Genomic DNA, 14,494 nt, shown 5'->3' on the forward strand with positions numbered 1-14,494 from the left:
CAGCACCGGAGATAAATATTAAGCAAAGCGAATCTTCATTACCTGATCTGGCAAGCGAAGCTGCTCAACAAGAAGAACAAAGTAACAAAGGCAAATCCGTCAAGGAACGTGGTGCCAATTACGTTACCGAGTCCGCCCAGCAGGGCTTCGAGAACCTGACTCCAGAAGCGCTTGAATCCCAGGCGAGAAGCTATCTGCAAGGGCAAATCACATCATCCGCACAGTCTTATATCGAAGGTGCGCTTTCTCCTTATGGTAAAGTTCGCTCTAACCTTTCCATCGGTCAGGATGGCGATCTGGACGGCAGTTCAATCGACTATTTTGTCCCCTGGTATGATAATCAGAGTACGGTATATTTCAGTCAGTTTTCTGCGCAACGAAAAGAAGAGCGCACGATAGGTAATATAGGTTTAGGCGTAAGACATAATTTTGATAAATGGCTTCTGGGGGGAAATATATTTTATGATTATGATTTCACCCGCGGACATCGCCGTTTAGGCTTAGGAACAGAAGCCTGGACGGATTATTTAAAATTTTCTGGTAACTATTATCATCCGCTTTCAGACTGGAAAGATTCAAAAGATTTTGATTTCTATTTAGAACGACCCGCACGTGGCTGGGATGTCCGGGCGGAAGCCTGGTTACCTTCTTATCCGCAGCTGGGGGGCAAAATTGTTTTCGAGCAATATTATGGTGACGAAGTGGCGCTCTTCGGCACCGATAATTTAGAAAAAGATCCCTATGCAGTGACGCTCGGCGTGAACTATCAACCCGTTCCGTTACTGACGGTCGGGACGGACTATAAAGCAGGTACTGGAGATAACAGTGATCTTAGTGTTAACGCCACGATTAACTATCAGTTCGGTGTTCCGCTAAAAGATCAACTGAATAGCGATAACGTCAAAGTTGCTCACTCGCTGATGGGCAGCCGCCATGACTTCGTCGAACGTAATAACTTTATCGTGCTGGAATACAAAGAAAAAGACCCACTTGATGTCACCTTGTGGCTTAAAGCAGACGCCACCAATGAGCACCCGGAATGCGTGATTAAAGACACGCCAGAGGAAGCGGTTGGCCTGGAAAAATGTAAATGGACCATCAACGCGCTGATCAACCACCATTACAAAATTGTCGCCGCCTCGTGGCAGGCGAAAAATAACGCTTCCCGCACGCTGGTCATGCCTGTTGTTAAAGCGAATACCATCACTGAAGGTAACAACAACCACTGGAATCTGGTGCTGCCCGCCTGGCAGTACAGCTCCGATCCCGCCGAACAGGAAAAGCTCAATACCTGGCGCGTGCGTCTGGCGCTGGAAGATGAAAAGGGTAATCGGCAGAATTCCGGTGTGGTGGAAATCACCGTGCAGCAGGATCGTAAAATTGAGCTGATCGTCAATAACATCGCAGATGTGCCGGATGAGAACAATCACAGCCACGAAGCCAGCGCCCAGGCAGACGGCGTCGATGGTGTGGTGATGGATCTCGACGTCACTGACAGCTTTGGTGATGACACTGACCGTAACGGCAATGCACTGCCAGAAGATAACCTTTCGCCGCAGCTTTACGATGCGCAGGATAAAAAAGTTACGCTCACCAATAAACCCTGTTCAACCGAGAATCCCTGCGTCTTTATCGCTAAGCAGGATAAAGAAAAAGGCACCGTTACGCTCTCCAGTACGTTACCCGGTACTTTCCGCTGGAAAGCGAGAGCCGCGCCGTATGACGACAGTAACTATGTTGATGTGACTTTCCTCGGCGCGGGGGGCAATGATGTTAATGCCTTTATCTACCGTGTATCTGCAACTAACCCTGTCAATCTTATCGGCAATGAGAAAGAGCATTTGCCTGTTGATAATGCCTATCGCTTTGTCTTGTGGCGCGATGCCAACAACGATGGCGTTTTCCAGCAGTCGGAAAAACTGACGGAAGAGGAAATGGCGCAATACGACTACCAGTGGGAGTTTACCGGGCACAGCGTCAATGGCTACACCGGAGCGCAATCGAATACCAGTAATGAAGATATTGTCATCCCTGCTACTAACGAAGAGGCCGTACAGAAATTTGGCGCCCAAAAAGAAGATGGCGTGCAGGGGTATGGATTACGTGTGGTTTACAGCAAGCATTAGATCGGCGTGCTGGATATTAATCAAGGAGAGAATTGAATGAACAATCATTTAACGCGGCCGATGACGAAAGTCGCGCTGGCGCTGGCTTTAGCGGGATACTGTGCAGTGCCTGCCGCGATGGCTGAAGGGCAGGGTAATCTCAGGGCGGGTCAGTGGCAGTCAGAATCACAAAGTACCGGCACCATTCAGGGGACCGTGCCGTGGATCACTCGTAGCACATCAGAAACGAGCGATGCTGATAAATCACATGTCGTTATTGCTATTGATCGTGGCAGCCGCACGGTCACAACGGACGGTGATAAGCAGTTTCATGTGGGTGACACACTGACAGCCAGCTGGGCGATTGGTGATACCCAGGGGGACCTTGATGACAATAACACAGCGACTAAAGCAACCCTCCAGTGGATGAGTTATAGCGACCAGTCAGGCGCGGATCCTAAAGAGATTGGTACCGTAGGGAGCGATACATATACCATCGCGGCTGCGGATGCTGATCGATACATAGGCTTGAAGATCACGCCAACCACGACAACCGGTGATCCGAACGTTGCGGACCAAGTTGTGATGCTTGACCTCTCCACCAATGCAGGCGGTGGTTCTGACAGCGATGATATTCCTGAAGGTCCGGTGTTCGATGATGCAGTTCATGTCGTAATTCACGAAAAAGACATCAATACGAATCTATTGGGTAAAGCGACGAAACTCAAAACGAATACCACCTATCAAGTCATGTTGTGGAAAGATAAAAACAACAACAGTACTTATGATGCAGGCGAAGAGGTTACCAGCCAGTACAACTATCGCTGGCGCTTTACCGGAACCAGCCTCCAGTTGGGCACAGCCGGTGGTCTTGTTAATCCGACTTATAACAACAGCGACCTGGTTATCCCTGTTACCAATGCCGAAGCGAAAACCGCGTTCGATTTTGCCGGAAGTGGCGTTGTCCTCGGCAACGATGGTGTCCAGGGCTACGGTTTATCTATCGACTACCAGAGAAAATAATCGTTTCCAGCACCATTCCCGTAAGGGAATGGTGTTTTTCCGCGCACTTTGCTTAGCCAGCGTTAAGCAAAGTGGGTTGAGGTGAAAACGAAACTTTAAACGGGCAGGTTTCAATCATGGGGGGGGACTTTGAAACTGATAAAAGCGATAACGGCGGTTTTAATGCTATCTCTGATTGCGCCTGCAGTGGCGGCCTTAAAAGGCGGGCAGTGGCAACAATCAGATGCTTCAACCGATGCTATTAACGGTACTCCTCCCATAGCAGACAGCGCCAGCGTGCCCGTTTATCAGGGCAGCGTCCAGCTTGATCCCGCCAAAGAGCATGATGTCGCCAGTGCTGCGACCCCGAGTAGCTTCAGCGTTGACGCCAGCGCGACCAGTATGATGTTAATTAACCCGAGCGACACCGAAGGCGACATGTTCAATAACCCGCCATTGCTGCGCTGGCAAAACCAGACGTTGCCTGCCGTCTCGCTGGTCTGGGCAGAGGCTGCCACACCTGATGTGTCACTTAATCCACAACCTCGCCCCGATCGCTCCTTCTGCGCACAAAACCTTGCGGGACATAAGCTGGTGGCGATCCCGCAGTTTGACCCTAAAGAAACGCTCCCGACGCTGAATCTCTTTACCTTTACCGGCGTGCCGAATCAGGGCGCGGTATTGCTCAATGAAAAGCAGGTTACGCTCAATATTGCCCCAGCCCAGGGCGATTTAGTGACGGTGAACGCCAGCGGTTTTGATGATTCGCTAAAGGCAGCAAAAACCACCGTCGGCAGTTCAATAACCTTAACAGTCACCACTAAAAACTGTGAGGGTAACCTGGCAGGAAAGATTCCCTTTGTTATTAAACGGAAAGACGCCTTAAACCGACAGGGGGCGACAAATAATAACGATCCGGTCATCCTGGACAGCACGGAACTTACCACTACGTCGACGGAGTATCGCGGTACGACGGATGTCAACGGTACTGCGACCATCACCGTAACTCAGCCTGCGGGGCCGGGGGTGAAAACGCCGCTGGTGGTCAGCCTGCCGGGAATTACTCAAACCAGCGAAACGGCAGTTATTTTTACCGTATTCACCAGCCCTGACGTACCGCAGGCCAATATGTGGGGGCATATGGCGGATACGCTGAAAGCCCAGCAATACACCTTCAGTCGCCCGAAACTGGCAGCGGAAGTGAGTAATGAGGATGGCACAGTTGGTGACCATAACGAAACCTGGTCAACCTTCAGCTGGAGTGGGGCCGATAACCATTGCGAGATTCTGCCGGGAATGCGCCAGTTTGGCGCGATGGCAACGGTGGTTCCGACTTCAATCCAGGAGGTTGCCGGCTGGCCAATGCAGGGGGATTATTACTGGTCGTCGCTGGCGGGGATAACCGGGCAGCACCATGCGGCAGATGTCTCTAATCGCAGCGAGTCGCAAATGTCAGACAGTGCCCGGTTTCTGGTCAGTTGTGTCGATAAAGAAGCGCCTGATGTGGAGCCGAAAATTGTCCTGACGCCTGCAAATTTTGACGATACGGCGCAGGCGATGAAAGCACATGTTGGCGAGAACGCAGTCATGCGTCTGACCATCACTGACAGTAAAAATAACGATCAGCCGTTAGCCTATTACTATTTTTCCCTGCATCTGGATGATGGTATTAACCGTAAGAATCAATCTGATCCTGCCTGGGAAGCGCATCCGGTACAAATAGCTGGTGGTGCAAATTTGCGACAGGTCGATGTGCATAATTATGAAGGCATTACAGATGCCAATGGCCAGGCCACACTGACGCTAAGCCAGCCCGATGGTGTTGGCGTAAAAACGCATCTTACGGCGGCTATGCGCAGTAATTACAGCGCAACGGATGCCAAAGATGTCATCTTCACTGTTGTCACCAGCCCGGACAGTGAGTATGCCCGCATGTGGGGACATATGAGTAAAGGTATTATCGAAGCTGGTAATCTCTACAAACGTCCGCGGTTAGCGGATGAAACGACCCATGAAATCGGTTCGGTGCGTGAAAATAACGAAGACTGGGCGCTATTTGACCAGAAAACCAGCATGCAAGCGGAATGTGGCGTGGGACATATTCCGTCGCAAATCTCGCTGGAGAGTTTATATGCAGGCCACCAGGGTAACACTATCGGCACGGAGTTCGGATGGCCAACGGTAAACTACGATTATCTCTCTGCGGCACAGTTGCCCGATACACACACATCTGTTGATCTGGCGACGGGGAACGTCGACACCTATTCGGGTTTTAAACCAAATTATCTTACCTGTTCGGCGAACGAACTGGTGGCACACGTGGTAGTGAATACTGACAGAGATATTTCGCCGGATTCGCAGCTTGCTAAAGCGAAAGTGGGGGAGAAAATCACCATGACGGTACATACCGTCAATGGGGTTAATAATAATGCCCCTGTTCCTTATGCCGCTTTTACGATTACCAAAGATATTAGTCTGAACCGTGAAGAGCTATCAACCGGCTATACCGATCCTACCTCTGGGGCAATTACGCTGAACGGTATGCAATATGGCACTGCGCAGTCTTCAATGATTTACTCCGGTATTACAGACGCACGGGGCGTGGCGACGGTCGTTATTGAGCAGCCACAGGGGGTAGGCTTAAAAACCAAACTCATCGTTACCCCCACCAATTCCGCACTGCCAAACACGGTAAACTACTATGTGATTTTTACTGTACCTACCAGCCCCGATGTAACGGGGGCGAAAATGTGGGGACATATGGATGACACGATAAAAGTTGACTCTATGACCTTTACTCGCCCGAAATTAATCTCTGAAGTGAGCGGCGGGCAGAGATCGCAGGCTGAAAATAACGAAGAGTGGGTGCGCGTGGCGCAGACGGATATCGAAAACACCGCTGCCGGAGGATGTGAAATAAATAAAGTTCCGCGTAGGACGCAACTGGCTGCGCTGTATGCAGCCAACAGCAACAACGCGATTCAGACCGTTCACGGATGGCCAACTCAGGACGAAGAGTACTGGAGCAGCACGCCCGCTGATAAAGTGCCGCATCTCTACGCCAACTGGTTGAATGACGGCAGGGTGGTGAATAACAACGAGTTGCCCATTTATCTGAGCTGCCTGACCACGGCGAACCCTTCAGCCAGCAGTATTACTCTGGAGGCAGTAGATCAGGCGCAATGGACCAGCGCTCTGAGTGCCGCGAAACTGAAAAAAGGCGAAACGCTACAGGTGAGGGTGACGATAAAAGATTCGGCAGGCAACCCGATGCCGGATATGCCGTTTACCCTCGGGCGCGGCGATGGCTATACCCGTTCCGGCGAGCGCCATACGGCAGGCAGTGGCGATGGCATCGTTTCTTCCGTGGTTGTCGATGGCGGTCAGCCTGATGAAGTGACGCTAAACGATACCACTACCGTTTATACCGGTATGACTGGCAGCGACGGCAGCAAAATTCTCAATATTACTCGCCCGGATACTCACGGTACCAAAACGACGCTCACCGCCGCGCTCTACTCCGAACCGACCAAAAAAGCGACGCTAGATACCATCTTCACCGTGGTCACCAGCCCGGATAGCGCAAAAGCCAAAATGTGGGGGCATATGCCAGAAACGCTGGAGGCTGGAGGGTTAACCTTTAAACGCCCACTGTTGTTCGCTGAGTTAACTGGTAGCCCTGCGGCAAAACGCAAATCGCCTGAAGAAGATAATGAATTCTGGGCCATGTTTACCGAAGCTCAGGCAGGAAATACCAAAAATAATGGCTGCGGCGTTGACTATATTCCTTCTCATTCCGCACTGGTTGCGCTCTCCGGCAGTTGGCATGGACATGAAGTTGATGGCTGGCCAGTGCTGAAAAATTATGATTCCAGCACACCGGATGAGAAGAGCAACAGCGATCGTAAATATAAAAGCGTGAAACTGAATGACGGCACCAGTAGTAGCCTGGCGTCAGCCGATATGGGGTATCTGACCTGCCAGACGACGGCCAATTCAGTGGCGAGCGCCATCGAATTGAGTTCAGCCCAGACGGCGAAATATGATGGTTTTGAAGCAGTAAAAGTCAGAACCAACTACACAAAGACTGGCGATCTGATCACCATGACGGTGACAACGCGCGATGCCCAGGGGAATCCTAAAGGTGATGTGCCGATTACCCTGAATCATGCTATCACGGAGCCTCGTATTTCTAATTCGACTAATAAAAGCAAAATCACCAATCAGGGATCACTGATTTATATACACGATAGCTACAATAATCCCAGTATCTATCTCGACAACGGTGAGAAGTACTACAGCATGACCGACGGCGAGGGTACGCTCACTCTGACTTTCTGGCAGCAGTATCAAGGCCAGGGGACGCGTATCCCACTAACAGCAGAAATCGATGACGGTCGGGGAATCACATCAAACACCCTGAGTGCTATTTTCACTACCGTGACCAGCCCGGATACGCCAGACGCGAACTTCTGGGGACATATGCCGGAAACCTTAACCGCGAAAAATGGGAAGGTCTTTCATCGACCGTTGTTAAGAGCTGAAGCCGGTTCTTCGGTTTCCTTACTCATCAATAACGAGAGTTGGCAGCGGCTCACTATTAACAATGCGCTGAGTGGCGCACAGGGCGGATGTAAAGATAAGCTTCCTACTATCAACGATTTGCAATCATTATATGAAGCATATCCCTCAGGAGCGATAGAGTCAGAACAGGGCTGGCCGCTGGATAAATCCGCGCCTTCGAAACCGTTTTTCTGGTCGCGTACGGTCTCTTCGAGTGCAAGCTCGACCAGTCCTTCCTATAACTTTATCGATCTCAGGGCAGGGCTCGTTGGGCTGATAAGTTACACCTCTTCTGAGACGTATTCTCAGACCTGTCTGAACGAAGCTGAATCGGTGGGTAATATTACCCTGTCCGTCGCCCCGGAAAATTGGGACAGCGCGCAGTCTGCCGGAAAGGCGCATAAGGGGATGCCGATTTCTCTGACAATCAAGGTTACGCTCGCCGATGGATCGCCTGCGCCATATGAGTCGGTGGGCATTATGCGCGGCGTCAGTAAAAACCGCCAGGGGGCGGATGCCACCAGTAGCGCTAACACCGATGATTTAGTATTTGATACCTTCGCCCCGGCGCAGTCTATGCAGAATGCCACCATGAACGGGCAGAGCAATGACAGTTATTTGTTTATTCAGACTGATGCACAGGGGCAGGCAACGCTGAATCTCCACCAGGACAACTCGAACGGGTTGAAAACGCCGATAAGCGCCACGGCAATGGGTAGCAGTGCGAGGCCAACCGCCTCGGTTGACGTGATTTTCAGCGTCGTCACCAGCCCGGATACTCCGAAGGCAAACATGTGGGGCCATATGCCGGAAACGGTGAGCGGCGCAGACGGTACAGAGTTTGAGCGGCCAAAACTGTTGGCTGAATTAGGCGCAACCACTGGCGGAGGTATGAATGTCAGTGCGGTGAAATATAATAATGAAGACTGGCCTGCGCTCTATTCGATAGGACAAAGAAGTAACCCCGATGTTGACCCGTGTGAAGATGCGCGCCATCCGTCGCTGGATGAACTTGAATCGTTATACGATCGCTATCCGAATGGCAGCATCGTGGACGCGATTGGCTGGCCGGTGAAACAGGGTGGCTATGCGTGGTGGACCAACGCCACCTGTCCTCCGAAGCCCGGTACGAATGCTTGCGAGTCAATTGATCTGTATACGGAGCAATTGCCTACGAATAAATCTCGCGCCTTCCAGGCGTGCCTGGTGCATCCGCACGTTTCCGTATCGAACGTGACGCTCACATCGACGGCGTTTGATGCCGCTTATCAGGCGGCGGTCGTGAAAAAAGGCGAGGCGATGCCGTTGACCGTGACGGTCAAAGACGGCGCCGGGAAACCGGTGCCGAACGTGGCCTTTACCCTGAAACGCGGCGATGCTTCGCCGCGTAATACGGGGGCGACGTTGTATGGTAATGTGGCAGCAATGGATGATATTACCATTCAGTCATCATCAGGAGCGGCTACCCTGTTAGCTGCCAGTGGGGACAAGATCAGTGGCGTGACGGGGGCAGACGGCACGGCAAGCTTTACGGTTCGCCAGGATAATACGCCAGGTTATAAAACACCACTAACGGTAACACTGGATGAGTACCCAACATTGACAGCAACGATGGACACTATTTTCACCGTATTAACCAGTCCCAATGTTTCTTCTGCGCACTTCTGGGGACACATGGCAGACACGGTAGTGGTGAAAGGTAAAACATTACATCGACCTCTGTTGAAAACAGAATTACCTTCTGATGTGGTTGCTGTGGTGGCACCAAATGCAGTCAACGAAACCTGGGCATTGGGACACAGAGTTGATTCAGGCAAATGGGATATAGCAAAACAGTGTGGAAGTATGAGTAATGCGCCAACGTACAGTGAGTTAGAAACGCTACACACAAGTTTTAGCTCGTTGGGGTGGCCTTCAATTACGCCAAGCTATCCCTATTTATCTTCCGAGCAATGCGGGATGTTTGAAGACACTGGGGGGCAGGATTGTAGTGTAGTTCTGCAAAATAAAGCAGGTTTAATCACCTGCTTTCAGTGATGACACGGTTGTATCTGGTGCTGACTTGGTGATATTGCCAGATGCGATGTTGGCGCATCTTGTCCGACCTACGGATTAGCCGCTTTTTTGCGTGGTTTGCGGGTTTTCGTCACGTCGCTCACTACGCTTACCACCACGCCATCACCTAACCGGGTGGTCATCGTATCGCCCGCTTTCACCTGCTTAACCTGCTTCAGCACCGAGCCATCGGCGGCGCTGGTGACGCTATAGCCGCGTGCCAGCGTTGACAATGGGCTAACCGCTTCCAGATGCGTCACCGCATTACCGAAACGTTCACGTGTGGCGCTAAGCTGTGCGCGCAGGGTTTCTGCTAAACGATGTTCCAGTTGTTGAATGCGTGTTTGCACGCGATGAATCTTCGGCTGTGGATTTTGCTGATTCAGCCGCTGTGTTAATCGCACCTGTTGCTGCCCGGCACGCTTAAGCTGATTTTCCAGCGCAAAGCTCATCCGTTTTTGCAGGCGCTCAAGCATGGTTTGCTGGCGTGCCAGCCGGAGCTGCGGATGCTGTTGCTGTAATCGGTGATGAATCTGCGTAAAGCGACGCGTGCGGTTGGCGAGATAATAATCCATCGCCATCTCCAGCCGTTGACGGGTCGATTGCACCTGGCGCAGTAACTCTTGTTGATTGCGGCTCACCACTTCAGCGGCGGCTGACGGCGTTGGCGCACGCAGATCAGCAACAAAGTCGGCAATCGTCACATCGGTTTCATGCCCGACGGCGCTGACTACCGGAATGCGGCTGGCAAAAATCGCCCGCGCAACGCGTTCGTCGTTAAAGCTCCATAAATCTTCCAGCGAACCGCCACCGCGCCCGACGATCAATACGTCACACTCGTTGCGCTTATTCGCCAGTTCAATGGCGCGAACAATTTGCCCCGGTGCATCATCGCCCTGAACGGCAGTGGGGTAGATGATCACCGGCAGAGACGGATCGCGACGTTTTAACACATGCAAAATATCATGTAGCGCAGCACCGGTTTTTGAGGTGATCACACCAACGCAATGCGCAGGGGAGGGGAGTGATTTTTTGTATTGCAGATCGAACAAACCTTCGGCCTGCAATTTCGCTTTGAGCTGTTCGTACTTCTGTTGCAGCAACCCTTCACCGGCAGGCTGCATACTCTCGACGATTATCTGGTAGTCGCCGCGCGGCTCGTAGAGCGTAATGTTGGCGCGAACTAAAACTTGTTGCCCATGTTGTGGGCGGAAGGTCACCCGGCGGTTGCTGTTGCGGAACATCGCGCAGCGTACCTGGGCGGTATCGTCTTTGAGCGTAAAGTACCAGTGCCCGGAAGAGGGCTGGCTAAAGTTAGAAATTTCGCCGCTGATCCACACTTGCCCCATCTCCTGCTCAAGCAGCAAACGGACGGTCTGATTCAGGCGACTAACCGTAAAAATTGCGGGGGATTGAGATGGTAACATGTGAGCGAGATCAAATTCTAAATCAGCAGGTTATTCAATCGATAGTAACGTGCTGACCGGGGAGCGCAAGCATTATTTGCAAAAAGGGGTAGATGCAATCGGTTACGCTCTGTATAATGCCGCGGCAATATTTATTAACCACTCTGGTCGAGATATTGCCCATGCTACGTATCGCTAAAGAAGCTCTGACGTTTGACGACGTTCTCCTCGTTCCTGCTCATTCTACCGTTCTGCCGAATACTGCTGACCTCAGCACCCAGCTGACGAAAACCATTCGTCTGAATATCCCTATGCTTTCCGCAGCAATGGATACCGTAACGGAAGCGCGCCTGGCTATTGCTCTGGCTCAGGAAGGCGGTATCGGCTTTATCCACAAAAACATGTCCATTGAACGCCAGGCTGAAGAAGTTCGCCGTGTGAAAAAACACGAATCTGGTGTGGTGACTGACCCGCAGACTGTTCTGCCAACCACGACGCTGCGCGAAGTGAAAGAACTGACTGAACGTAACGGCTTTGCGGGCTACCCGGTTGTTACCGAAGAAAACGAACTGGTCGGTATCATCACTGGTCGTGACGTGCGTTTTGTGACCGACCTGAGCCAGCCGGTTAGCGTTTACATGACGCCGAAAGAGCGTCTGGTAACTGTGCGTGAAGGCGAAGCCCGTGAAGTTGTGCTGGCAAAAATGCACGAAAAACGCGTTGAAAAAGCGCTGGTGGTTGATGATGAATTCCACCTGATTGGCATGATCACCGTGAAAGACTTCCAGAAAGCGGAACGTAAACCGAACGCCTGTAAAGATGAACAAGGTCGCCTGCGTGTTGGCGCGGCAGTTGGCGCGGGTGCGGGTAACGAAGAGCGTGTTGATGCGCTGGTTGCCGCAGGCGTTGACGTTCTGCTGATCGACTCCTCTCACGGTCACTCTGAAGGCGTTCTGCAACGTATCCGTGAAACCCGTGCTAAATATCCTGATCTGCAAATCATTGGCGGCAACGTGGCAACAGCTGCGGGAGCACGCGCTCTGGCAGAAGCAGGTTGCAGCGCGGTTAAAGTGGGTATCGGCCCAGGCTCAATTTGTACTACCCGTATTGTTACTGGTGTCGGTGTTCCGCAGATCACTGCCGTTGCTGACGCAGTTGAAGCGCTGGAAGGCACCGGTATTCCGGTTATCGCTGACGGTGGTATTCGCTTCTCCGGCGATATCGCGAAAGCCATCGCCGCAGGTGCAAGCGCGGTGATGGTCGGCTCCATGCTGGCAGGTACTGAAGAATCCCCGGGTGAAATCGAACTCTACCAGGGCCGCTCTTACAAATCTTACCGTGGGATGGGCTCTCTGGGCGCGATGTCTAAAGGTTCCTCTGACCGTTACTTCCAGAGCGACAACGCTGCCGACAAACTGGTGCCGGAAGGTATCGAAGGTCGCGTAGCCTACAAAGGTCGTCTGAAAGAGATCATTCACCAGCAGATGGGCGGCCTGCGCTCCTGTATGGGCCTGACCGGCTGTGGTACTATCGATGAACTGCGTACTAAAGCGGAGTTTGTACGTATCAGCGGTGCGGGTATTCAGGAAAGCCACGTTCACGACGTGACCATCACCAAAGAGTCCCCGAACTACCGTCTGGGCTCCTGATTCTCTTCGCCCGACTTCATGTCGGGCGATTTATATTATCTGTTTCACTTGCCTCGGAATAAGCGTCAATGACGGAAAACATTCATAAGCATCGCATCCTCATTCTGGACTTCGGTTCCCAGTATACTCAACTGGTTGCGCGCCGCGTGCGTGAGCTGGGCGTTTACTGCGAACTGTGGGCGTGGGATGTGACAGAAGCACAAATTCGTGACTTCAATCCAAGCGGCATTATTCTTTCCGGCGGCCCGGAAAGTACCACCGAAGAAAACAGCCCGCGTGCGCCGCAGTATGTCTTTGAAGCAGGCGTACCGGTATTTGGCGTTTGCTATGGCATGCAGACCATGGCAATGCAGCTGGGCGGTCACGTTGAAGCCTCCAACGAACGTGAATTTGGTTATGCGCAGGTTGAAGTTCAAACTGATAGTGCGCTGATTCGTGGTATCGAAGATGCGTTAAGCGCAGATGGCAAGCCGCTGCTTGATGTGTGGATGAGCCACGGCGATAAGGTAACAGCAATTCCTGAAGGCTTTGTTACCGTTGCCAGCACCGAAAGCTGCCCATTTGCCATCATGGCTAACGAAGAAAAACGTTTCTATGGTGTTCAGTTCCACCCGGAAGTGACTCATACTCGTCAGGGTATGCGTATGCTGGAGCGTTTTGTGCGCGATATCTGCCAGTGTGAAGCGCTGTGGACGCCAGCTAAAATTATCGACGACGCTGTAGCCCGCATTCGCGAGCAGGTGGGCGACGATAAAGTGATCCTCGGCCTCTCTGGTGGCGTGGATTCTTCCGTTACCGCGATGCTTCTGCATCGTGCAATCGGTAAAAACCTGACTTGTGTATTTGTCGACAACGGTCTGCTGCGTCTGAATGAAGCTGAACAGGTAATGGATATGTTCGGCGATCGTTTCGGTCTGAACATCATTCACGTTCCGGCAGAAGAGCGTTTCCTGGCAGCGCTGGCTGGCGAAAACGATCCAGAAGCAAAACGTAAAATCATCGGTCGCGTTTTCGTTGAAGTATTCGATGAGGAAGCGCTGAAACTGGAAGACGTGAAGTGGCTGGCGCAGGGCACCATCTACCCTGACGTTATCGAATCTGCCGCGTCTGCAACCGGTAAAGCGCACGTCATCAAATCTCACCACAACGTGGGTGGCTTGCCGAAAGAGATGAAGATGGGCCTGGTTGAACCGCTGAAAGAGCTGTTCAAAGACGAAGTGCGTAAGATTGGTCTGGAACTGGGCCTGCCGTACGACATGCTCTACCGTCATCCGTTCCCGGGGCCGGGCCTTGGTGTTCGTGTGCTGGGCGAAGTGAAGAAAGAGTACTGTGACCTGCTGCGCCGTGCTGACGCCATCTTCATTGAAGAACTGCGTAAAGCGGACCTGTACGACAAAGTCAGCCAGGCGTTCACCGTCTTCCTGCCAGTACGTTCCGTTGGCGTAATGGGCGATGGTCGTAAGTATGACTGGGTTGTCTCTCTGCGTGCTGTCGAAACCATCGACTTTATGACAGCACACTGGGCGCATCTGCCGTACGATTTCCTCGGTCGCGTTTCCAACCGCATTATCAATGAAGTGAACGGTATTTCCCGCGTGGTGTATGACATCAGCGGCAAGCCGCCAGCGACTATTGAGTGGGAATGATTTAATTCCTGCACTATGAATGAACAAAACCCTCTGTTGCTACAGAGGGTTTTTTATATTGATGACTA

General features: G+C 52.0%; 6 protein-coding genes. 5 read left to right on the forward strand and 1 reads right to left on the reverse strand.

Features of this window, described 5'->3' with window-relative positions; translation table 11 throughout:
* The 3 genes from sinH to D9736_RS00015 all read left to right on the forward strand — a co-directional run.
* Positions 1–2,126: intimin-like inverse autotransporter SinH (gene sinH / locus D9736_RS00005; protein WP_130257401.1), on the forward strand; the 2,126-nt coding region annotated here is incomplete at its 5' end.
* 36 nt (positions 2,127–2,162) lie between these two features.
* Positions 2,163–3,128 (forward strand): SinI family autotransporter-associated protein, encoded by a 966-nt coding sequence (locus tag D9736_RS00010; RefSeq protein WP_130257402.1) that lies wholly within the window; start codon positions 2,163–2,165, stop codon positions 3,126–3,128.
* A 162-nt stretch (positions 3,129–3,290) separates the two neighbouring features.
* Positions 3,291–9,707 carry a DUF823 domain-containing adhesin gene (locus tag D9736_RS00015; protein WP_130257403.1) on the forward strand — a complete coding sequence of 2,139 codons (6,417 nt, stop codon included), beginning with the start codon at positions 3,291–3,293 and terminating at the stop codon, positions 9,705–9,707.
* A gap of 68 nt (positions 9,708–9,775) precedes the next feature.
* On the opposite strand, the gene xseA is transcribed toward D9736_RS00015, so the two are convergent.
* Positions 9,776–11,152 (reverse strand): exodeoxyribonuclease VII large subunit, encoded by a 1,377-nt coding sequence (xseA, locus tag D9736_RS00020; protein WP_130257404.1) that lies wholly within the window; start codon positions 11,150–11,152, stop codon positions 9,776–9,778.
* 161 nt (positions 11,153–11,313) lie between these two features.
* On the opposite strand from xseA, the gene guaB reads away from it, so the two are divergent.
* Both guaB and guaA read left to right on the forward strand, forming a co-directional pair.
* Entirely contained in the window at positions 11,314–12,780 is a 1,467-nt protein-coding gene (gene guaB, locus D9736_RS00025; RefSeq protein WP_001296289.1) for an IMP dehydrogenase, read from the forward strand.
* Positions 12,781–12,848: 68 nt separating this feature from the next.
* Entirely contained in the window at positions 12,849–14,426 is a 1,578-nt protein-coding gene (gene guaA / locus D9736_RS00030; protein WP_000138266.1) for a glutamine-hydrolyzing GMP synthase, read from the forward strand.
* The last annotated feature ends 68 nt before the right edge of the window (positions 14,427–14,494 follow it).

It is taken from the genome of Escherichia sp. E10V10, assembly GCF_004211985.1.
Lineage (GTDB): Bacteria > Pseudomonadota > Gammaproteobacteria > Enterobacterales > Enterobacteriaceae > Escherichia.